Here is a 21399-nt window from a genome sequence, read left to right on the forward strand (position 1 = left end):
AACTTATAGAACAAATTTTACGCTTTAATTATTTTTCCTTTAAATACAAGGGTATAATCATTAACAATTAATTAACTGATGGTTATACACACAATAAAAAACACTGTCACATTAGTTTTTTTTATATCAAAAAATAATTTTTCTAGTTTGATGAAAACCACACTAATCCGTAATATAGCACCTGTAAACACGAGGACATGCACACACACTGTGCTAACCCTAGTTTCATATACACAGTGATTACTGATTTGTCATTGTGTAGCATTTTTTAAAATGCGTTCCCTGGATTACTTCCTTCAACTTGTTGTTTGCCCGCTCCCTAGCGGGCTTTTTTTTTGCCTAAAATTTATAAAAACCCTACTAATTCCACTATAAATACGCTCAGATATAAATAACAAATCGACTTGTAACCTATACTTTTGCTAACTGCTATATTTAATTGATTGGCAATAGAGCGTCTTTACATGAAAGAGTGTTTTACAAGCATTACCTGTTACAAAGTGAAAGCTACATAACAAAAAAGGCCGCTAAGCGACCTTTATTAATTATTTAACCGAAACTAACGTTACGCGTCTTTTATTGGAAAGCCAAAATGTTTATAGGCAAACTCTTGGGCAATACGCCCTCTTGGCGTACGCTGAATAAACCCTTGCTGTATCAAATATGGCTCAATCACATCTTCAATTGTTTCGCGTTCCTCTCCAATTGCCGCTGCAATATTATCAAGGCCTACAGGGCCGCCCATAAACTTCTCTATAAGACACAGTAAATATTTGCGGTCCATATAATCAAAACCGCTTTTATCAACATCTACCATATCAAGGGCGCTGCCTGCGACTTCAGCTGTAACGACACCATCGGCTTTCACTTCCGCATAATCTCGCACGCGGCGTAATAATCGGTTGGCAATACGCGGGGTACCACGAGCACGACGCGCCACTTCAACCGCCCCTTCATCTTCCATTTCAAGGGATAAGAAATCCGCAGAGCGACTAACTATGTGTGATAAATCTTCAACTGAATAAAACTCTAAACGCTGAACAATACCAAAACGATCTCTAAGTGGCGAAGTAAGAGAACCTGCACGGGTTGTTGCACCAACTAATGTAAACGGTGGTAAGTCTAATTTAATAGAGCGTGCAGCCGGGCCTTCACCTATCATAATATCAAGCTGGTAATCTTCCATTGCTGGGTAAAGAATTTCTTCAACATGTGGGCTTAAACGATGTATTTCATCAATGAAAAGCACATCATTTTCTTCTAAGTTGGTTAGCATCGCCGCAAGATCGCCGGCTTTTTCAAGTACCGGACCTGACGTCGTTTTAATATTTACGTTCAGCTCGTTAGCAACAATATTCGCTAACGTAGTTTTACCTAAACCCGGCGGACCAAAAATAAGCAAATGGTCAAGTGCTTCTTCACGAGAGCGCGCCGCTTCAATAAAAATTTCCATCTGCTCCTTTACATGGGGTTGACCACGGTAATCAGACAACAGCTTTGGACGTATCGCTCTATCAATAACATCCTCATTTCCTTTTTTCTCGGGCTCTATTAATCTATCTGCTTCAATCATTTTACATCATTGCCTTGAGCGCTTCTTTAATTAGCGCTTCGCTTGATAAGCCACTGCCTTTAATTGCTTTAACGGCTTTTTCTGCTTGATTTGCTTTATAACCGAGTGCCATTAACGCTGCTATCGCATCATCTTGTGCACACCCTTTAACGGTTGGATCTTCTTGCATTTCCAATATTGCACCATCGGTATAAGGAGTAAAGAGATCCATACCCCAATCTTTCAGCCTGTCTTTCATTTCAAGCACTAAACGCTCAGCGGTCTTTTTACCAACACCCGGCAATTTAACCAAGCTTGTTGCATCTTCATTATGTACACAGGCAACAAATTGCTCGGCAGACATGCCCGATAAAATTGCCAAACCTAACTTAGGCCCTACACCATTGGCTTTTAATAATTCACGAAATAGTGCACGTTCCGTTTTATTGTTAAAACCAAACAATAATTGTGCATCTTCTCTCACCACAAAATGGGTGTAAACAACCGCTTCTTCACCTTCTTTCGGCAAGTTGTAAAAGCAGGTCATTGGCATATTCACTTCATAGCCAACACCACTCACTTCAATTAAGATTTCCGGTGGCTGTTTTTCTACTAATGTTCCGCGTAATCGCCCTATCATCGTCTTAATCGTCCTCTTACTGTTTTACTCGCTTGCCCTGAAAGCTTGATTAAATGTTGTTGTGAATGGCCATGGCAAATGGCGATTGCCAACGCATCGGCGGCATCTGCTTGTGGTGTACCAGGCAATTTTAAAAAGCTCTTTACCATATGTTGTACTTGCGATTTATCAGCACCACCGGTGCCAACAACTGCCTGCTTAACTTGCCTTGCGGAATATTCAAATACCTCAAGTGACTGAAGCGAAGCCGCCACCATTGCAGCGCCACGGGCTTGGCCAAGTTTTAATGCAGAATCGGGATTTCGCGCCATAAATACTTGTTCAATCGCAAAGCTATCTGGCTGATATTGTTCAATTAGCTGCGTAACACCTTGAAAAATTATTTTAAGGCGCTCGGCCATTGGCTTTTCGCCCATTTTAATACAGCCGCTACCCAAGTATTCAAACTTCATACCTTGCTGTTTAATTAAACCATAGCCCGTAAAGCGAGAGCCAGGGTCGATGCCAAGTATTATTGCCAATGCACACCTTTTGCGATGTTTTCTTGTGATAACTAATAATGACTAATAACTGTATGGATTACCAGTAATAGTTTTTAAACTACGCACAGTTGCACAAAATTTAACTTATTTTGCGCTATATGCTTTGCGCCAAAGCCACTCTATTGGCCCTGACTTAAAAAGTTTTAAATAGAAAAACGCAAATACCAGCTGAAAAACTGAGAACATTAAACACAAGTAGATATAGTCTAAACGCGTTGCGCTATGCACAAATTCAGGTGAAAAATAGCGAAAGAAGAGCGCAAAGACAATTGATTGTAAAATATAAAGCGTAAATGCCATACGTCCCGCAGGCGCAAAAATACTGTTTAATACGGTAAGCTTTTCATTTAACTTAATAAAAACATGGCAATACATTAACGCGCACACTAGTCCTGAAAATGTGGCAATGGACATGGTGAGTTCAACCAAGTGAACGTAATTAACACGCAGCAGCGCGTCGATACTCGATATGGTTATCACCACCAATAAAGATGCAAGCAATTGCTTTGTTGATAAACCCGTATTGAAAAAATCGGCGCGATATAAATAAATACCAAACAATACAATGCCTGCGGTAATCCAAATAAAACACACCCAGCTAAACACAAACATAATAATGGTAAACACAATTTGCTGAATTAATTGCTCGCCATAACCTGATTGCCAGGTGTTAATAATTTCGAAGTACTCATCGCTATCGCGGTAGATGGGTTCGTTTGGGATTAACGCAAACAGCAATATTAATGAAAAGCCTATAGCAAAATAAGTTTTTGCTTTTTTTAAGAGCACTTCTTGGCTACTGCCGATTTCGCGATAAACTATCAACCCCGCTAGTGCGTAGTTAACCAAAATATCGCCAGAAAAAATAAACACGCTATGGATAAAGCCAAAAATAAGAAGCCAATTTAAACGCGACTTCAATAGCGTAAAGGCATCCTCTTGACCATGCTTATCATACAAAATAGCTAAGCCTACACCGAACAGTAAACAAAATAAGGCCCTAAAACGACCATCAATAAAAAAGGCATTTATCACCTCAATCACATTATCGCTAAGCGGTGCGACTTGAAGCGGCACGTAACCTAATTCAAAAACGCTATGATAGTAAATATTCATAAACAGAATACCCAACACAGCAAAACCTCTCAGTACATCTAGCGTTTTAATACGTGGCATACATACAACCTACATTCGAGAAAACTAAAAACGCAGCCATAATGTGCTTCAAGTAACTGTTGGTAAAGTATTAAATGATAAACGGCGAGATTAAATGATAACAATTGCCATGGGTAGCCGTATCAATGTGATAAAACGCTGTGATATGGCTACTTCCAGTGGAATAATGGAAATAACTTATTTAGCCAAAAGTTAGATTTAAAAGTTAACTCGTCAGTTAAAGTATATGAGCTTTGGTATTTTATGCTTTCTAGTGTGTTCGTTTGTCTGAGTACTCGGTAAACGTGTGCATCAATCGCGCTTCGCATATCGCAAACAAATTTAACGCTTTAATGATTACAAATAGCTGCTAGAAAGTAGTTTGTAATCTCATTATCACAATACATAGACAACTCAACCTCATCGTTTTTACCGTGATAAAGGTGATTTATTTGCTCAGTTCAATTATCAAAGCAAGATAAAAAGCCGCTAATATGACATTTTTGTGGCAAGAATTAAAAACTGATCCTAGCATTATTGATAGTTAAATATCGTACTAAATTACGAGCAATTCTACTGATGAATAAGGAGTGTTCATGTCTATCAAACGATCATTTTTGTCACTATCGGCGCTAATTATTTTAGCTATGGCAGTAATGGCGAGTCTTATTTGGTATTCAACAAATCAAATGGCAGAACTCGGAAGCGAACTGGCGCTAAGTAAAGAGTTGAGCAACAACATGCTGATGCTCAGACGTCATGAAAAAGACTTTTTACTGCGTAAAAACGAAAAGTATGTTGATAAGTTTAATCAGCGCATTGTGTTGATTAAGCAAAACATTCATGCATTACACAACGCGCTCGATACCATTCCATCGTTAAAGCTACAACTTAGCGATACTCATGATTTAATCGAGCAATACGAAACTCAGTTTCTTACCTTAGTGGCACTCGACAAGCGCATTGGCTTATCAAAAGATCAAGGATTGCGACAGGCATTCAATTTAGCCGAAACACAATTAAAAGAAGCGGTGCTAACAACTGGCGACACCAATGCAATAAGCTCTATGGTGCGGCTCGTACTACTTGAAAACGACTTTCAATCATCGCTGGATATTGCAGCCAAAAATCAAGCGCAAGAAAAACTAAGCACAGTAAAAACCTATCTCACTACTTATGACACCGTAAGCGCCACAGCCACCCTTGCAAACTTCGAAAATGCCGCAGCAAACCTTGCTGATGCATTAAAACAACGAGGTTTATCAGAAGAAGAAGGATTACGCGGTGCATTACGAGGCAGCATTCACCAAGTAGAATCCACGCTCAGCCAATTAACAGCGGGCATTAACGCTGAAATTTCTAACACATTGCAAGTAAGTAAAAAGCAAGGCGCAATGGTGTCTGGACTTATCACAGTGGTTATTTCAATTATTTTATTGTGGCAAACTTATCGCATTATTCATCGCCTACACAGTGCCAATGAAAAAATGGCAGATATTAGCCACGGCAATGGCGATTTAACCCAACACATTGAATTAGACGGTGAAGATGAATTGTCAGAGTTTACCGACAGCATTAACGAGTTTATTGATACCACAGCAGAAATAGTACGTGAAATTAAGCATAAAGGTGAAGCCGTTGAAAAAGGCGCCCACCACTCTGCCGAGTTAAGTTTACGTTCGCAAACCGCAATTGAAGATCAAAAAAATAATACGCTCGCAGTCAAACAAGCGGTGTCAGAACTGGTTAAAGCCGTTGAGCTCATTGCCCAAAGCAGTGTTGACGTAGAGGCAAGTGTAGAGCAAGCGGAACAAGATATGCGTGAAGGCACTGATGTAATGAGCCAAACACACACCAATATGGGATTGTTAAAGTCACAAGTAGAGTCCACCAGCGAGATTATGAGTGAATTAACCCTATCAAGTCGTGAAATTGAAGGGGTAACGAGCGTGATAAGTGATATCACTGAGCAAACCAACTTGCTTGCACTTAATGCCGCAATTGAAGCTGCACGTGCCGGCGAAACAGGCCGAGGATTTGCCGTTGTTGCCGATGAAGTGAGAACGCTTGCCAAACGCACACAGCAATCAACAGTAGAAATCGGAAAAATGATTAAAACATTGCAAGATCTAGTGGTTCGTTCTGAACAGGCAATGGAACAAAGTTTAAGTCTCACCAGTGAAATGAACGACTCTCTTGATACTGCGAGAGAAAGTATGGATCGCAATAAACAATCGCTCGATGCCATTCGGGATCGCGTTATTCAAATTGCAGGTGCCACACAAGAACAAATGTACACAGTGAAGGAAGTAGAAAGTGCAACCGAAAATATCTCTGTTTCGGCTGAACAATTGTTTATTGATTCATGCGAAAACAGTCAAAATTGTCATGCACTTGAAACCGATGCGCAAAATATGAAGCAAGATGTCGCGCGTTTTACCGTTTAGTTTCCCTTTGCAAGCAAACAAAAAAGGCGCACATTAACGTGCGCCTTTTTTAGATTTGGTAACGATTACTAGTCAGCCGCCTCAACCACAGATACACCTAGTTCAACCAGTGCATCTGGGTTTGCAACGCTTGGAGCGTTTGTTAATAAACATGATGCTTGCGTTGTTTTCGGGAACGCAATTACGTCACGGATATTTTCTGTGCCACATAGCAACATTACTAAACGGTCTAAACCAAATGCTAAACCTGCATGTGGTGGTGTACCGTACTTAAGTGCATCAAGTAAGAAGCCAAACTTGTCTTCTTGCTCTTGCGCCTCAATGCCTAAGATGCGGAATGCCGCTTGTTGCATATCATTGTTATGAATACGAACAGAACCACCACCTACTTCGTAGCCATTAAGTACCATATCGTATGCATCTGAAATCGCTGCTGCTGGGTTTGCTTCTAGTTCAGCCGCAGAAACGTCTTTTGGTGCAGTAAATGGGTGGTGAACCGCGTGCAATGTGCCTTCATCGTCTTCTTCAAACATTGGGAAATCAACAACCCAAAGTGGTGCCCACTTTGTTAGGTCAGTAATTTCAAGATCTAAACCAATTTTCAAACGAAGCGCGCCCATTGCTTCGTCAACAACATTGCGCTTGTCGGCACCAAATAAAATGATGTCGCCTGTTTGCGCATTAGTGCGCTCAAGTAATTGGCTGATCACCTCTTCGCTTAAGAATTTAGCAATTGGTGATTGTACGCCTTCAACGCCAGCTGCAAGGTCGTTCACCTTCATCCAAGCTAAGCCTTTCGCGCCGTAAATGCCGATGAACTTAGTGTATTCATCAATTTGCTTACGTGAAAGTGATGCACCACCTGGTACAGTAAGTACCGCTACGCGACCTTTTTCATCGTTAGCAGGACCTGAGAAAACTTTAAACTCAACGTCTTTAACTAAATCCGCAACATCAACTAATTCCATTGGGTTACGTAGATCTGGCTTATCTGAACCAAAACGGCGCATTGCATCTGCGTACGACATAGCTGGGAATGTACCAAGGTCAACGTTTAGTAGCTCTTGCCACATATCTTTGATCAGCTTTTCAGTCATTGCGCGCACTTCGTCAGAGCTCATAAATGACGTTTCTAAATCGATTTGAGTGAATTCAGGTTGACGGTCAGCACGTAAGTCTTCGTCGCGGAAACACTTAACAATTTGATAGTAACGGTCAAAACCCGACATCATTAATAACTGTTTGAACAGCTGTGGCGACTGAGGCAATGCGTAAAAACTACCATTGTGTACACGGCTTGGCACTAAATAGTCACGAGCACCTTCAGGAGTCGCTTTAGTAAGTACTGGTGTTTCAATATCTAAGAAACCGTTATCGTCTAAGAAACGACGAACAAATGATGACGCTTTAGCACGTAACTTAATGCGCTCACTCATTTCGATACGACGAAGATCTAAATAGCGATACTTCAAACGCATTTCTTCAGAGTTTTGCTGATTAAAATCAAGTGGTAATGGTTCAGAACGGTTAATGATCTCTAACCCTTTACCTAAAATTTCTACTTCACCTGTTGCCATATCTTTGTTGATTTGGCTTTCTGGGCGAGCACGTACAACACCCGTTACTTTTACACAAAACTCGTTACGTAATTGGTTAGCGGTATCCATTAAGCCTTCAACGTCTGGATCAAATACCACTTGCACTAACCCTTCGCGGTCGCGTAAGTCGATAAAGATTAAGCCACCTAGGTCACGGCGTTTATTGATCCAACCACACAGTTCGACCGTTTGTTCTACGTTTGATTTATTTACTTGTCCGCAATATATAGAGCGCATATCTATCCTGTCCGTAAAAGACTTATCAATTTTTCGAACACATAATCGGCTCGAAATTAGTCATCACTAAAAAATAAACGCCAATTATACTTAAGCGCTTTAAAATTGCGAGTGTAGAGAGTAAATTCCGTCTTTGATAAACTACAAAAATTGCTCATCAAATAATTTTCTAAATGCTGTATTTAGGTTGCCCACAGTGGTCCAGTAATCACTGGAAAGGTCGTGTGTTCACACGCCACTGTAAAAACAGTGAAATGCTTTCGCAATATGCCCAAATTTTTAATACTGTGGAGGGCAATACCAGCTTTTACGCCGACCCTACGCCAACAGCAATTAATAACTGGTATCAAAGCACTGGTGATGAATTTCGCTTTACCTTTAAAATACCGAAACGTATTTCGCATCAAATGGCGCTAGAAGGCATAAATCAAGACCTCAAAGATTGGCTCACCTTATTTGACCCATTACTGCCAAAAATAGGTTCTGTAATGCTGCAGTTGCCCAAATCATGTTCGCCCGCTTACATGCCGCGAATTGAGCAATTTATTCAAATTTGGCCGAAGCACATTCCATTATCCATTGAAGTAAGACACCTTGGCTTTTTCCAAAAAGACGACAATGAAAAGCGTTTTAATCAGCTACTCATGCGTCACAATGTTGACCGCATTATAATGGATACCCGAGCACTTTTTTCTGAGCCTGCAAATACAGATGCGATTATCGATGCGCAAAATAAAAAACCACGCGTGCCTGTCAATGTTATCGCAACCGGAGAAAAGCCGATTATCCGTTTTGTTGGCTGTTCAACATTAAAAAATAATCATGCCTTTTATGCGCCTTGGGTCAAAAAAATAAAACAATGGCAAAGTGAAGGTAAAACACCGTATGTATTTTTTCATACTGCCGACAACCACGACTCAGCCCAACTTGCGCGCCAGTTTTGCCAAGATGGTGGCTTTAACCATAATGTGTTAGCGCCTTTTCCTGCGCAAACAGAAGCAAAACAAAACGACTTATTTTAGGTATGTATGTCAGCAATCGATAACACCTCACCGTACATGAACTACTTTAACGGTTACCCTGAGCCAATAAAAGCGCAGGTTAACACCCTGATAAGCTCAGGTAAGTTAATTCAGTACTTTAAGAAAAAATACCCAAGCGGCCATCAATATAATTCTGAAAAAACGCTTTATGAATATACCAACACGCTAAAACAACAGTTTTTGAAAAATGCCGCAAAATTGAACTCGGTAAGGTATGAAAAGCGAAAAGACTTGGTGCTCAATGCACTTGGTACGCATACCTTTAAACGACACGCACACGGTAAAAAACTTAAAGCTCAGCACCATATCGCGGTGGCAAATCAATTAAAATATGCCCCTTTAGAAGTTTTAAAAGCGTTAGTCGTTCATGAACTCGCACATTTTAAAGAAAAAGACCATAACAAGAGCTTTTACAACTTATGCTGCCACATGCAAGCAAACTATTTTGAATGTGAATTGGATCTGCGCTTATTTATGGTGTTGTGTGAAAAAGGAGAGAACTTTTACTCTCCTTAACAGGGATGCTTTAAAAATTATTTAAAGCTAGCAATTTGGTCGCGCACAGCATTTACGGTTTTGTGCGCGTATGATTGGCCTGTTACGCCATACGGGTAACTACCAAGGCTCCAATTTGGATTAGAAAAATAGTCGTACTGTGTTGCACTGCCAAACACATGCGGATACGCCATAATTGAAGCAAATACATTTTGTACACCATGACCCATGCCATCAACATACACGCCACCACTCGTATCACCTTGCTTACGTGAGTGCGCTAATCCCATATTGTGGCCAAGTTCATGAACAAAGGTCGTAGCACCACAATCTACCGCTGTAATGCTATACATTAGATCACTTGACGAATTGTATAAGCGACCGTTGCTGCCTTGGCCAACCCACGCAATACCGCATGAAATTAAACCCGAATTATCACCAACAGCTTGACTAGTGCCCAGTAATGCAACCATATCTGCACGTGTTTGGTTACGGTAATTTTGAATGCTTGAACTGTTTGTTAATGAACGTAGCATACCTTCTGTTGGCTGTGCGCTAACATTGCCAATACTTGAAGAGCCTACTAAGCGTAATGTAATGTTATTGCCATTTTGGCTATACACCTGATTTGAAAACGAGATTAACTGGTTGATTTTAGTGTTAATGTTACCCGTTTTGCGCGCTGCTTCATCTGTGTATAACACTGCAATATCAATGGTTGCTGCATAAGCGTTAGACGCAAGTAAGGCTGCCGCTACTGCAGCCGATTTTACCATTTTCTTCATTTTGATTTCCCTTTTAGATTGGCTTATTTGCCATTATCGACCACCGACATGGGGTCATGATTATGTGATGACGTGTGGTCATCGCTATCACCTTGGTTTGGCATATGCTCAACATGATTTTTATAAAGATCACGTTTAGCGGCTATCCAACCATGCTGATTTTTAGATTCAAATGCATAGTTACCTGACGGTACCGTAAATTGGCCATAAAGCGCGTCACTGCCAACCGTCAGTACGGTATTATGAAAACGCCCATCGCCACCCACCACTAAGGCATGAACACTTTTATCCCCATTGGGGAAAACCGTTACCTTAGTGACTTCCGCTGAAAATTCTTCAGCCGTTTGTGGTATTGCCATATCAAACGTATTGCCCTCTTCAAGCGCCCGTAACGCGTCGAGATCAAATTCAACATAGTGCTCACCGTTTAAATCAGAAGGAATAAGCCCAGCATCGGCTAAATAGTGTTTTGCTTCTGGTGACGATTTTATGATATTGCTGTAATGACTTTTTGTTTGCTCAGGCATGTCGGCGCCTTGTGGCTTTGCTGGCTGAACTGTGATTTCTATTTCATCCGTGGTAACGTCTTTTCCTGCCCCTAAAGTGCCAGCGGCGAGCACTAATTCGCTAGGCTGTTCTGTGGCAACAACCACAGACTCAACTTGCTGAGCAGGCTGCGTGTGCTCATCAGATATTCCGTATAAATAGGCTGCACCCACAACGAGAGACACTAGGATTAAAATCACGACTTTAATTTTCATAACTTACTTTTGAATTTATCTATTTTAGGTACAAAATATTAAAGAAATGACCAATAAACAACCACCTGTTAACAGTTGTTTACTAAGTTTGTTATGAGGAACAATGATTTAGCTGCAGATACAAAAAAGGCCTCACGAATGAGGCCTTAATAAAATGGTAAAAGGTGTTACAACCCAAGGTCTGCCATAAAGTCGTCATCAATATCATCGTTTGCCGATGATTTTACTTCTGTCTTCTTTTTTGTTGGCTTTGCTTTTTCGTTGGCAATAATATCGTCTGGATCAACGGCTTCAGCAATATCAAAATCATGCAGTTTTATAAACTCGGTTTTATCCATTGCGAGTTCTAGGTAAAAGATATTTTGATCTTCTGTGGTAAACGTGACGCGGCGTGCTTGCGGTCTATCCATGGTGGTATCAACAGAGATTTGAACTTGCTTATTAATTGCCATCATTTTTGGCTGGTTCTGCGTAATGGATGTATGTAATTGCTCACGTACCTTATTGGTAAAATCACCGACAACTTGGTTCATAAGTTCACCAAGCACATTTGACACGTCGTCTGATAAGTGGCTCTTAGCAATCTCACTTTCTGGCATACCCATATTACGCATATAGTCGCCATAAATTTCCATCGCAGCTTGCGCCGTGAAGTTTTTCACAACAAGACCAGTAAAGCCACCGTCAAACAGCACAAAGCAGCCGATATCGGGACGCATACAGGTGCGTGTTATTTTCTGCACCATGGCAGAATAGGCGATTTTATTGTTGGTTGCCGCCGACAGCACTTCGGTTACGGATTTACATAAGGTCGCTAAAATATCTTCGGTACTGATTGTATTATTTTTTCTCATTCTTACTCTGCCTAGGGTCTGTTGATCTTTGCTGTTCTATTTTTGTTCTCTTTGAGCGTGCTTTTATCGCGGCGCTCGATGTGTGGCCTAGCAATCTAAGCGAATATCGAGCAACAATGAGAAAAGTGCGCTCAAAAGAACCGTTCGGCAACGCTTGATTGGGTTTTCTACTGTGTTATCGGCTGACTTACATAGAACAACTATACTACGCAGCCTCTGCCTTGTATAAAACCCAATCAAACTGCTGCAAAAACGAACTTAAAAGGTCAACAGACCCTAGAACTGCAACTATATTGAGTATAGACAGCAAACTACACCTAATTAACAAAAGAGAAAACTAAATTTTACTAAAAACATCAAAATTTTAATTAATGATTGTATGAAGGCACTGACTAATGACAAGAAAAAACGTAAAATATGCCGATTAAAAGCTTGAGAGATCACGCAAGTGAGTAAAGACAATATTTACGCAAACCAACAAGCGGTTAAAGATTTTACCTTTGATGAACGCGTTGTTGAGGTATTTCCAGATATGATCCAGCGCTCTGTGCCTGGCTACGCAACCATTGTAAGCACAATGGGCAAGCTTGCGGGACAATATGCGCAAAACAATTCCAATTTATATGATTTAGGCAGCTCGCTTGGCGCGGTAACGCTGAGCATGCGCCGTAATATCGACAAGCAAAACTGCCAAATTATCGCGGTTGATAATTCTGCGGCAATGGTTGAACGCTGTAAACTTCACCTTGAGGGCTTCCGTTCTGATGTACCAGTCACTGTTGAATTAGCCGACATCAACGAAATTGAAATAAGCAATGCATCTGTGGTGGCACTCAACTTTACGTTGCAGTTTATTCCGCAGCCTCAGCGTTTTGCCTTGTTAGAAAAAATCTACCAAGGCTTAAAACCCGGTGGCGTGTTACTACTGAGTGAAAAAGTGAAAGGTGAAAATACCTTAGTGGATGATTTGCTGATTGACCTTCACCACGATTTTAAACGTGCAAACGGTTACTCAGAGCTTGAAATAAGTCAAAAGCGCAGCGCAATTGAAAATGTAATGCGCCCGGAAACACTCAATGCACATTTTGAGCGCCTATCAGAGATTGGCTTTCAACATACCCAAGTGTGGTATCAGTGTTTTAACTTCTGCTCAATGATTGCAATTAAATAATAGGTTTAGAAATGAATAACTGGTTTACTGACTTTTACGCAGCAATTGCAAAATCACCATTAAGTCCTTGGTTAGAAACACTGCCAGCGCAGCTCAGCCACTGGCAACGCGAAGCGCAACATGGCGATTGGCCGAAATGGGAAAAAGTTCTTAAAAATTTACCTGAGTCAAATACCAAGCACATTAACATTCAAGATAAAGTAGAGTTTGGCGACGCATCTGAGCTAAGCGAAGGACATACAAAACAGCTTGAGCATTTGCTAAAGCGCATGATGCCTTGGCGTAAAGGCCCCTTTACCATTCATGGCTTGCATATTGATACTGAATGGCGCAGTGACTGGAAATGGGATCGTCTATTACCGCATATCTCAGATTTAACCAATCGTACAGTACTGGATATTGGGTGTGGTTCGGGGTATCACCTATGGCGTATGCGCGGTGCAGGTGCAGAGTTTGTTGTGGGTATTGACCCATCAGATCTGTTTTTAAGCCAATTCCAAGCGATTAAACACTTTAATCCAGACCCTAATGTGCATCTTTTACCGTTAGGCGTAGAGCAATTACCTGAACTAAAAGCGTTTGATACGGTATTTTCGATGGGTGTGTTATATCACCGTCGCTCACCGATTGATTTCTTGTCACAACTAAGAGCACAGTTACGCCCTGGTGGTGAGTTAGTGCTTGAAACCTTAGTGGTTGAAGGTGATGTAAATAGCGTATTAATGCCAACTGACCGATACGCAAAAATGCGTAATGTTTGGTATATCCCAAGTACCGCAGCATTAACCTTGTGGTTAGAGCGCGTTGGTTTTAAAAATATACGTGTGGTAGACAACGACCAAACCTCACTTGAAGAACAGCGTAAAACCGATTGGATGACCACAGAGTCACTCGCGGACTTCCTGGATCCAAACGATGTAAATAAAACCATCGAGGGCTACCCTGCTCCGCTTCGTGCCATCTTAATTGCCGAAGCCTAAGCGCCCTCACACTCTAAGTTACTCTCAAGCAAGCGATTATTTGTTTGCTTGAGAGCCACACCCTACACTTCTTTAAACTTCTTGGACAAATGTCCTCATCCAGTTGCAATAAATGTGGTAGCAACGCACGAAATCAGGTAAAATGCGCGCAATTTTTTATGCAACCCACATGCAACCGTTAAGGAATTTCCGTGAGCGAACAGAAACAATCTTTAAGCTATAAAGATGCAGGCGTAGATATCGACGCTGGTAACGCATTAGTTGAACGTATCAAAGGCGTAGTTAAAAAAACTCGTCGTCCAGAAGTAATGGGCGGCATTGGTGGTTTTGGCGCACTTTGTGAACTACCAACTGGCTACAAAGAACCAGTACTTGTTGCGGGTACCGACGGTGTTGGTACTAAATTACGTTTAGCAATTGACCTTAAAAAGCACGATACAGTTGGTATCGACTTAGTTGCTATGTGTGTGAACGATTTAATCGTTCAAGGTGCTGAGCCACTATTTTTCTTAGATTACTACGCAACTGGTAAGCTAGACGTTGATGTTGCTGCTGACGTAGTAACGGGCATTGGTAAAGGTTGTGAGCTTTCTGGCTGTGCACTTATCGGTGGTGAAACTGCTGAAATGCCTGGCATGTACGAAGGTGACGACTATGATATGGCAGGTTTCTGTACTGGTGTTGTAGAGAAGTCAAAAATCATCGACGGCACTAAAGTAGCTGCAGGCGACCAACTAATTGCGCTTGCATCAAGCGGTCCACACTCAAACGGTTATTCATTAATCCGTAAAGTACTGGAAGTGTCTGGTGCTGATACAAATGCTGAGTTTGAAGGCAAAACATTAGGTGAGCACCTAATGGAACCAACGCGTATCTACGTTAAATCAATTTTAGAACTACTAAAAGATGTTGACGTTCACGCGCTATCACACATCACAGGCGGTGGTTTCTGGGAAAACATTCCACGTGTATTACCTGAATCTGCAAAAGCAGTGGTTAAAGGTGATAGCTGGCAATGGCCTGCTGTTTTCAACTGGTTACAAGAAAACGGTAACATTGAAACACACGAAATGTACCGTACATTTAACTGTGGTGTTGGTATGATTTTAGTTGTGCCTGCAGATAAGCTTGAGCAAAGCTTAGAAATCTTAAAGGCACAAGGCGAAGATGCATGGCATATTGGTGAAATCCAAGCTGCTAGCCAAGGCGAAGAGCAAGTAGAAATTATCTAATGACTAGCAAAATCGTCGTTTTAATTTCTGGTAGCGGCTCTAACCTTCAAGCCATTATTGATGCGGTAAAAGCGGGTCAAATTAATGGTGAAATCTGTGCGGTTATTTCTAACCGCCCAGATGCTTATGGCCTTACCCGCGCTGAAAATGCCGGCATAGACACACTAGTGCTTGACCATAAAGCATTTGATAGCCGTGAAGACTATGATGCAGCGTTAATGGATAAAATTGACGCTTTTAGTCCAGATCTAGTTGTATTAGCTGGTTTTATGCGTATCCTAACTCCAAGCTTAGTGCAAAATTATTTAGGAAGAATGTTGAACATTCATCCGTCTTTGTTGCCTAAGTACCAGGGTCTGAATACCCACCAAAGAGCATTGGACGCAAAAGACAAAGAGCATGGAGTTAGCGTACACTTCGTTACCGAAGAGTTAGACGGCGGTCCTGTTGTTTTGCAGGCCAAAGTTGCTATTGAGTCGGACGATACAGCGCAAACGTTAGCCCAACGTGTTCACCAACAAGAGCACATTATTTATCCTTTGGTGGTTCAGTGGTTCTGTGAAAAACGACTAACAATGGAAACAGATAATGCAGTTCTTGATGGCCAAGTTATTCCAAAGCAAGGCGCTACAATCTAAATTTCTTATGGGTGCGGTACTTACCAGCGCCCTTTTCTCGCCAATTATTTCGGCAACACCAACACAACTTCATTCATATCAAGCTGAATACGACATTCTACGCCAAGGTGAACGTCATGGCAGTGCATTTCGCCGCCTAAATGTATCAGAACAAGGCTGCGAGTTAAGCTATAAAAGCGATATCAAATGGATGATTTTCAATGATAAACGCTCCGAACACGCCGAGTTTCATTGTGCGAATGGTGATATAAAGCCGCTAAGCTACGTGATGGAACGTACCGGAACGGGTCCTGATCGCAAGTACACATTAAATTTCAATCACGACAACAAGCAAGTGATGTCGAATCGCTCAAAGTACCCGCTTGAAATTAACTGGGAAACTGGCGTACAAGATTTAATGACTTATCAAGCGAAAATGCGTTTGGATTTAATGGCAGGGAAAAAAGTATTTGATTACCCTATCGTCGACAAAAAGGGGAAAGCTCGCCACTATAAGTTTGAGATTTTAGGTACAGAAACCATTACACTGCCTTATGGTAATGTCGAAACAATCAAAGCCAAGCGCGTTTACAACAGCGATAAACGCCAGGCCTTAGCATGGTTTGCGCCAAGCATGGATTATTTACTCGTGCGCATGTGGAAAGGTGAAAAAGGCGTAGAGCAATTTGACGTACAATTGAAAAGTTACGAAGTTAAAAAGTAATTTTGAATCTATTTAAAACAAAAAAGCAGCGACCATTCGCTGCTTTTTTAATTCATTTATTTCGATAGAAAACGGCGCAGTTAATCACGTGTTTTCATCGACAAAATGAGATATCAATAGAGACTATACTGGCACGCCTAGCTTAAATAATACAAACTCACCACCGCTCATTTTGTGCCACGATTCATTATTGGTAAGTGGCCTGGTTGCGATAACCGTCACGATGTCATTTGGTGTGGTTTCTGTTTTAAAATCAACAATCATATCTGCATCAATTAAACGCGCTTCGCCAAACGGTGCTTTACGCGTGATCCAATGTAAATTGTTCGAGCACACCGCTAATACGTATACACCATCACTGAGTAGCATGTTAAACACGCCTTTTTCTTGCAGCTGAATTGCTAATTTTGCTGCATAACGAAAAACCGGTTTCATATCACTTGGCTTCTTCGGGTATTTTTTACGAATTTCATCTAAAATCCAGCAAAACGCCAACTCACTGTCAGTATTGCCCACAGGCTTGTAAAAGTCGGGCTTTAGGTCTTGATAGTTCGAAAGTTGTCCATTGTGCGCATAGGTGATCTCTCTGCCCCATAATTCACGCGTAAAGGGATGCGTATTTTCAAGACACACACGACCGCGATTGCCCTGACGAATATGACTTATTACCGAACAACTTTTTATTGGGTACGCTTTTACTAATTTGGCAATCTCAGACGTGCAGCTAGGTTCAGAATCTTTAAAAGTACGACATCCTTTACCTTCATAAAAAGTAATACCCCAACCATCTTTATGCGGTCCTGTATTACCGCCACGCTCTAATAAACCTGAAAAGCTAAAACAAATATCCGTTGGCACATTCGCTGACATGCCGAGCAATTCACACATTGCACAACCCCATAATAAATTTAGTTAATTCTAACCATAATCTAAACTGAGTTAAAGTAATCTAAAGGCTATCTATTAGAGATTATCGAGTACTTTTTGTTGTTGTTTTGCGCGCATTTCAAGTTGCTTTTTAGCAAGTTCTGCATCTGTTTTAAATGTACTAACGCGCTCGAGATAACTTTTATCGGTATCTTTGTGTTTGCGCGTTTTATCACCTGGCAACTGTGCCTCTGGCCATTCAACTTTTTCGGCAGGTAGCACCGTAATCTCAGGTAGTTCGGCTTGCTTAGCGCCTTCTATTGGCATATCTGAATAATGTGTAACGCCTTTTTCATCAACCCACATATACACATCCACCTGCTTTTCCTGCAAAGTGCTGATGTTTGGTAATTCAATGTCGTTAGGAATAATTGTTTTAACACGCTTCACTGAATCCAGTAGATCATTTACAGAAAATACAGTTTCACCGTTTGGTAGTTTAATAACAAACAGCCCAATAATTGCGATTGCTAATAACGTAAATACATAATAACTAAATCGTTTCATCTTCAAGCTCTCGGTATTCAAGCATTGCTTTATTATCAAGAAATAAAAACCCAGCCCACGTAAACAAACTCGTGACCAAAGCAATTAACACTGTTGACGCTTCTCTTGGCAGTGAGAGTAAAACAAAGTATGCAGGTATAGATAACAAACAAAATACTGAAACTTCGCTAATTTTTAATATTTTTGAGAGAAACCAAATGGCAGCCGCTGAAATTACCGCGCCAAACAACATACCAAACGCATAAGAGATCAAACCATTTGCGTGCATATAATTTCCTAATGGCAAATTAGTATAGCCAAGAACAAAAGCCACTATTAGCAAAAAACTTGCAATACCAATAAATAAGCCAAGTGCATATTTAATTGAAATGAACGCAAATGAATTAATCTTGTCATGGATGACCGAAAGCATGTTAATTCCTTTTAAACACAAATAGATAAGTTTACTGACAAAATACTAACAATTATTTTATGAAAGCCATAGCTATTTCATGTGGTTAGCTATAATTAATAGACTGCTTGAGTGCACATTTGTACGCTCAAAAAACCAATAATTTGTCTTGAATCTCTTGTACTGAAAAGCTAATCTTAAAGAGAATCTGGTCAGACCTCTTACAAGGATAATAACTATGACTGCTTTATTCGTACTCGGCTTGCTTGGTTGCTTAGCGATTGCTAGCTACCACAGAGCAAACTGGCATACCCATTTAACCGTTGCCGCTGCGGTATTGGTGATTGGCTCATTTATGGGCGCTTTCGCTATGATCAGCTGGCTAATTTTCTTAGCAATTGCTATTCCACTGTCGGTGACAAGTATTCGTCGCCAATACATTGTTGAGCCTATTTTCAAAGCATTTAAAAAAGTGACGCCAAGCATGAGCGACACAGAAAAATCAGCGATTGATGCAGGTACAACATGGTGGGAAGCAGACCTATTTTGCGGTAACCCAAACTGGAAAAAAATGCACCAGTACCCAGTTCCGCGTTTAACTGCCGAAGAACAGGCATTTATCGATGGCCCAGTAGAAGAAGTATGCGCCATGTTAGATGACTGGGAAGCAACCCATGAACTAACCGACCTACCGCAAGATGTTTGGCAATATCTAAAATATAATAAATTCTTTGCCATGATCATCAAAAAGCAATATGGCGGTCTAGAATTCTCTGCATTTGCACAATCGTGTGTGCTGCAAAAACTAACTTCTAAATCAACGCTATTATCGTCTATCGTTGGTGTACCTAATTCATTAGGTCCAGGTGAGCTATTACAACACTATGGAACTAAAGAACAAAAAGACCACTACTTGCCAGGTCTTGCGAAAGGCGATGAAATTCCGTGTTTTGCGCTTACTTCACCGGAAGCAGGTTCCGATGCGAGCTCAATCCCTGATTTTGGTATTGTGTGCAAAGGTGAATGGAACGGTGAAGAAGTGTTAGGTATGCGCCTAACGTGGAACAAGCGTTATATTACGCTCGCGCCAGTTGCAACTGTGCTTGGTCTTGCATTTAAACTACGTGACCCTGATGGATTACTAGGTGATAAAGAAGATTTAGGCATTACTTGTGCCCTTATTCCAACAAATACACCTGGCGTTAAAATTGGTCGCCGTCACTTCCCACTTAACGTACCGTTCCAAAATGGTCCGACGCAAGGTGAAGAGGTCTTTGTACCAATTGATTACATCATCGGTGGCGCGAAAATGGCTGGTCAAGGCTGGCGTATGCTGGTTGAGTGTTTATCAGTTGGTCGTGCAATTACACTGCCTTCAAACTCAGCAGGTGGTATTAAGGCGCTAGCAATCGCAAGTGGTGCATACAGCCGTATTCGTCGTCAGTTCCGTTTACCAATTGGTAAAATGGAGGGTATCGAAGAGCCATTAGCAAAACTTGGTGGTTATGCTTACAGCTCAGACGCGGCAGTTTCTATGTCGACAGGTGCGGTTGATTTAGGTGAAAAACCATCAGTAATCTCTGCTATTTTAAAATATCACCTAACAGAGCAAATGCGTGATTCAACCAAACACGCTATGGATATTCACGGCGGTAAAGGTATTTGTTTAGGTCCAAATAACTACCTAGGTCGTGGTTATCAAGGTGCGCCAATTGCCATCACTGTAGAAGGTGCAAATATCCTAACGCGTAATATGATTATCTATGGTCAAGGCGCGATTCGTTGTCATCCGTTTGTATTATCTGAGCTTGAAGCATGTAACATTGAAGACAAAGAAGCAGCACTTGCACAGTTTGATAAATCACTTATGGGCCACATTGGCTTTACCATTTCGAATTTCGCACGTACTGCATGGCTTGCCCTAACAGGCGCACGCTTTACTAAAACACCATACGATGATGAAACAGCACTATTCTACCGCACTGCAACTCGTTACAGTGCATCGCTTGCGCTAATGTCTGATATTTGTATGGCGGTATTTGGTGGTTCACTGAAGCGTAAAGAGCGTATTTCAGCACGTTTAGGTGACTTACTAAGCTACCTATATCTAGTGTCAGCAACACTTAAGCGTTACAACGATGAAGGTCGCCGTAAAGAGGACTTCGCACTTGTTCAGTGGAGCTGTCAAGACCACTTATACCTTTGCCAACGCGCACTTGCTGATCTTATCAACAACATGCCGTTTGCACCGCTTCGTGGTTTCTTAAAGCTAGTGTTATTCCCTTGGGGTCGTCCAATTCGTAAACCAACTGACGAATTAGAGCAAAAGGTAGCACGTTTACTGCAGACACCAAGCGAAACGCGCGACCGTTTAGCACATAATATTTATGTTACTAACGAGCCATTAAACTTAATTGGTCGCCAAGAGCAAACGCTAAAAGACATTCTTGCTGTTGAACCTATCTTCGACAAAGTATGTCGCGCCAAAGGCGATAAGCTGCCATTCTTTGCCCTTGATAAAGTTGCAGAGATGGGACTTGAACTTGGTGCAATTACAAGTGATGAAGCTGAGCAATTAAAAGCTGCTGAAGTTGGCCGTTTACAAGTTATCAATGTAGATGATTTTGACCCTGCAGATTTACTGGCAGGCAAAGCAGCCCACTCTGTAAAAAAGGTAAAAGCTGCTTAAGCATTGCTTAACAATTTGATTGTGTTATAAAAAGCCAGCATTAGCTGGCTTT

At 41.2% G+C, this 21399-nt stretch carries 20 protein-coding genes; 9 read left to right on the forward strand and 11 right to left on the reverse strand.

Annotation, left to right across the window (positions count from 1 at the left end):
* Positions 1 to 565: 565 nt before the first annotated feature.
* The 4 genes from ruvB to L1068_RS17215 form a co-directional block, all read right to left on the reverse strand.
* Positions 566 to 1573, reverse strand: coding sequence for a Holliday junction branch migration DNA helicase RuvB (gene ruvB, locus L1068_RS17200; protein ID WP_010560441.1), 1008 nt, complete (start codon positions 1571 to 1573; stop codon positions 566 to 568).
* 1 nt (position 1574) lies between these two features.
* Positions 1575 to 2192, reverse strand: a complete 618-nt coding sequence (ruvA, locus tag L1068_RS17205) for a Holliday junction branch migration protein RuvA (protein WP_010560442.1) — start codon at positions 2190 to 2192, stop codon at positions 1575 to 1577.
* The gene (gene ruvC, locus L1068_RS17210) at positions 2189 to 2713 is read right to left on the reverse strand and encodes a crossover junction endodeoxyribonuclease RuvC (protein WP_010560443.1); all 525 of its coding nucleotides are present in this window, start codon (positions 2711 to 2713) and stop codon (positions 2189 to 2191) included. The genes ruvA and ruvC overlap by 4 nt, the downstream gene beginning before the upstream one ends.
* Positions 2714 to 2818: 105 nt before the next feature.
* Positions 2819 to 3910, reverse strand: coding sequence for a DUF418 domain-containing protein (locus L1068_RS17215; protein WP_237131227.1), 1092 nt, complete (start codon positions 3908 to 3910; stop codon positions 2819 to 2821).
* Between the two features lie 575 nt (positions 3911 to 4485).
* Between L1068_RS17215 and L1068_RS17220 the strand changes: the two genes are divergently transcribed.
* The gene (locus tag L1068_RS17220; protein ID WP_237131228.1) at positions 4486 to 6336 is read left to right on the forward strand and encodes a methyl-accepting chemotaxis protein; all 1851 of its coding nucleotides are present in this window, start codon (positions 4486 to 4488) and stop codon (positions 6334 to 6336) included.
* Positions 6337 to 6404: 68 nt separating this feature from the next.
* Here the strand turns inward: L1068_RS17220 and aspS are convergent, their stop codons facing one another.
* Positions 6405 to 8171 (reverse strand): aspartate--tRNA ligase, encoded by a 1767-nt coding sequence (gene aspS / locus L1068_RS17225; RefSeq protein ID WP_237131229.1) that lies wholly within the window; start codon positions 8169 to 8171, stop codon positions 6405 to 6407.
* A gap of 173 nt (positions 8172 to 8344) precedes the next feature.
* Between aspS and L1068_RS17230 the strand changes: the two genes are divergently transcribed.
* Positions 8345 to 9193 carry a DUF72 domain-containing protein gene (locus L1068_RS17230; RefSeq protein ID WP_237131230.1) on the forward strand — a complete coding sequence of 283 codons (849 nt, stop codon included), beginning with the start codon at positions 8345 to 8347 and terminating at the stop codon, positions 9191 to 9193.
* Positions 9194 to 9199: 6 nt separating this feature from the next.
* Positions 9200 to 9730, forward strand: a complete 531-nt coding sequence (locus L1068_RS17235) for a YgjP-like metallopeptidase domain-containing protein (RefSeq protein ID WP_082428472.1) — start codon at positions 9200 to 9202, stop codon at positions 9728 to 9730.
* A gap of 17 nt (positions 9731 to 9747) precedes the next feature.
* On the opposite strand, the gene L1068_RS17240 is transcribed toward L1068_RS17235, so the two are convergent.
* The 3 genes from L1068_RS17240 to L1068_RS17250 form a co-directional block, all read right to left on the reverse strand.
* A complete protein-coding gene (locus L1068_RS17240; RefSeq protein WP_237131231.1) occupies positions 9748 to 10494 on the reverse strand; it encodes a zinc-dependent metalloprotease family protein in 747 nt (248 codons plus the stop codon).
* A 23-nt stretch (positions 10495 to 10517) separates the two neighbouring features.
* Entirely contained in the window at positions 10518 to 11255 is a 738-nt protein-coding gene (locus tag L1068_RS17245; RefSeq protein ID WP_054978425.1) for a hypothetical protein, read from the reverse strand.
* A 167-nt stretch (positions 11256 to 11422) separates the two neighbouring features.
* On the reverse strand, positions 11423 to 12109 hold the full coding sequence (locus tag L1068_RS17250) for a DUF3334 family protein (protein WP_054978424.1): 687 nt from the start codon (positions 12107 to 12109) through the stop codon (positions 11423 to 11425).
* A 448-nt stretch (positions 12110 to 12557) separates the two neighbouring features.
* Here L1068_RS17250 and cmoA point away from each other — a divergent pair, with 448 nt between their 5' ends.
* From cmoA to L1068_RS17275, 5 genes are all read left to right on the forward strand, one after another.
* Positions 12558 to 13280 carry a carboxy-S-adenosyl-L-methionine synthase CmoA gene (gene cmoA / locus L1068_RS17255; RefSeq protein WP_054978423.1) on the forward strand — a complete coding sequence of 241 codons (723 nt, stop codon included), beginning with the start codon at positions 12558 to 12560 and terminating at the stop codon, positions 13278 to 13280.
* An 11-nt stretch (positions 13281 to 13291) separates the two neighbouring features.
* Positions 13292 to 14260, forward strand: a complete 969-nt coding sequence (gene cmoB, locus L1068_RS17260; protein WP_237131232.1) for a tRNA 5-methoxyuridine(34)/uridine 5-oxyacetic acid(34) synthase CmoB — start codon at positions 13292 to 13294, stop codon at positions 14258 to 14260.
* A gap of 191 nt (positions 14261 to 14451) precedes the next feature.
* On the forward strand, positions 14452 to 15492 hold the full coding sequence (gene purM / locus L1068_RS17265) for a phosphoribosylformylglycinamidine cyclo-ligase (protein ID WP_105171635.1): 1041 nt from the start codon (positions 14452 to 14454) through the stop codon (positions 15490 to 15492).
* On the forward strand, positions 15492 to 16130 hold the full coding sequence (gene purN, locus L1068_RS17270; protein ID WP_237131233.1) for a phosphoribosylglycinamide formyltransferase: 639 nt from the start codon (positions 15492 to 15494) through the stop codon (positions 16128 to 16130). Before purM ends, purN begins: the two co-directional genes overlap by 1 nt.
* On the forward strand, positions 16081 to 16833 hold the full coding sequence (locus L1068_RS17275; protein ID WP_237131234.1) for a DUF3108 domain-containing protein: 753 nt from the start codon (positions 16081 to 16083) through the stop codon (positions 16831 to 16833). Before purN ends, L1068_RS17275 begins: the two co-directional genes overlap by 50 nt.
* Positions 16834 to 16956: 123 nt before the next feature.
* On the opposite strand, the gene L1068_RS17280 is transcribed toward L1068_RS17275, so the two are convergent.
* The 3 genes from L1068_RS17280 to L1068_RS17290 all read right to left on the reverse strand — a co-directional run bounded on the left by L1068_RS17280 (position 16957) and on the right by L1068_RS17290 (position 18679).
* The gene (locus L1068_RS17280) at positions 16957 to 17721 is read right to left on the reverse strand and encodes a class II glutamine amidotransferase (RefSeq protein WP_054978418.1); all 765 of its coding nucleotides are present in this window, start codon (positions 17719 to 17721) and stop codon (positions 16957 to 16959) included.
* A gap of 75 nt (positions 17722 to 17796) precedes the next feature.
* Positions 17797 to 18267 carry a DUF4124 domain-containing protein gene (locus L1068_RS17285; protein WP_237131235.1) on the reverse strand — a complete coding sequence of 157 codons (471 nt, stop codon included), beginning with the start codon at positions 18265 to 18267 and terminating at the stop codon, positions 17797 to 17799.
* A complete protein-coding gene (locus L1068_RS17290; RefSeq protein ID WP_237131236.1) occupies positions 18254 to 18679 on the reverse strand; it encodes a hypothetical protein in 426 nt (141 codons plus the stop codon). The genes L1068_RS17285 and L1068_RS17290 overlap by 14 nt, the downstream gene beginning before the upstream one ends.
* 217 nt (positions 18680 to 18896) lie before the next feature.
* Between L1068_RS17290 and fadE the strand changes: the two genes are divergently transcribed.
* Positions 18897 to 21347, forward strand: coding sequence for an acyl-CoA dehydrogenase FadE (fadE, locus tag L1068_RS17295; protein WP_237131237.1), 2451 nt, complete (start codon positions 18897 to 18899; stop codon positions 21345 to 21347).
* Positions 21348 to 21399: the final 52 nt, after the last annotated feature.

The organism is Pseudoalteromonas sp. MMG024 (genome assembly GCF_021654175.1).
Lineage (GTDB): Bacteria > Pseudomonadota > Gammaproteobacteria > Enterobacterales > Alteromonadaceae > Pseudoalteromonas.

Coding starts and splice junctions, on each gene's coding strand:
- ruvB (WP_010560441.1), bottom strand. CDS start 1,573: ATGATTGAAGCAGATAGATTAATAGAGCCCGAGAAAAAAGGAAATGAG.
- ruvA (WP_010560442.1), bottom strand. CDS start 2,192: ATGATAGGGCGATTACGCGGAACATTAGTAGAAAAACAGCCACCGGAA.
- L1068_RS17215 (WP_237131227.1), bottom strand. CDS start 3,910: ATGCCACGTATTAAAACGCTAGATGTACTGAGAGGTTTTGCTGTGTTG.
- L1068_RS17220 (WP_237131228.1), top strand. CDS start 4,486: ATGTCTATCAAACGATCATTTTTGTCACTATCGGCGCTAATTATTTTA.
- aspS (WP_237131229.1), bottom strand. CDS start 8,171: ATGCGCTCTATATATTGCGGACAAGTAAATAAATCAAACGTAGAACAA.
- L1068_RS17230 (WP_237131230.1), top strand. CDS start 8,345: ATGCTGTATTTAGGTTGCCCACAGTGGTCCAGTAATCACTGGAAAGGT.
- L1068_RS17235 (WP_082428472.1), top strand. CDS start 9,200: ATGTCAGCAATCGATAACACCTCACCGTACATGAACTACTTTAACGGT.
- L1068_RS17240 (WP_237131231.1), bottom strand. CDS start 10,494: ATGAAGAAAATGGTAAAATCGGCTGCAGTAGCGGCAGCCTTACTTGCG.
- L1068_RS17245 (WP_054978425.1), bottom strand. CDS start 11,255: ATGAAAATTAAAGTCGTGATTTTAATCCTAGTGTCTCTCGTTGTGGGT.
- L1068_RS17250 (WP_054978424.1), bottom strand. CDS start 12,109: ATGAGAAAAAATAATACAATCAGTACCGAAGATATTTTAGCGACCTTA.
- cmoB (WP_237131232.1), top strand. CDS start 13,292: ATGAATAACTGGTTTACTGACTTTTACGCAGCAATTGCAAAATCACCA.
- purN (WP_237131233.1), top strand. CDS start 15,492: ATGACTAGCAAAATCGTCGTTTTAATTTCTGGTAGCGGCTCTAACCTT.
- L1068_RS17275 (WP_237131234.1), top strand. CDS start 16,081: ATGCAGTTCTTGATGGCCAAGTTATTCCAAAGCAAGGCGCTACAATCT.
- L1068_RS17280 (WP_054978418.1), bottom strand. CDS start 17,721: ATGTGTGAATTGCTCGGCATGTCAGCGAATGTGCCAACGGATATTTGT.
- L1068_RS17285 (WP_237131235.1), bottom strand. CDS start 18,267: ATGAAACGATTTAGTTATTATGTATTTACGTTATTAGCAATCGCAATT.
- L1068_RS17290 (WP_237131236.1), bottom strand. CDS start 18,679: ATGCTTTCGGTCATCCATGACAAGATTAATTCATTTGCGTTCATTTCA.
- fadE (WP_237131237.1), top strand. CDS start 18,897: ATGACTGCTTTATTCGTACTCGGCTTGCTTGGTTGCTTAGCGATTGCT.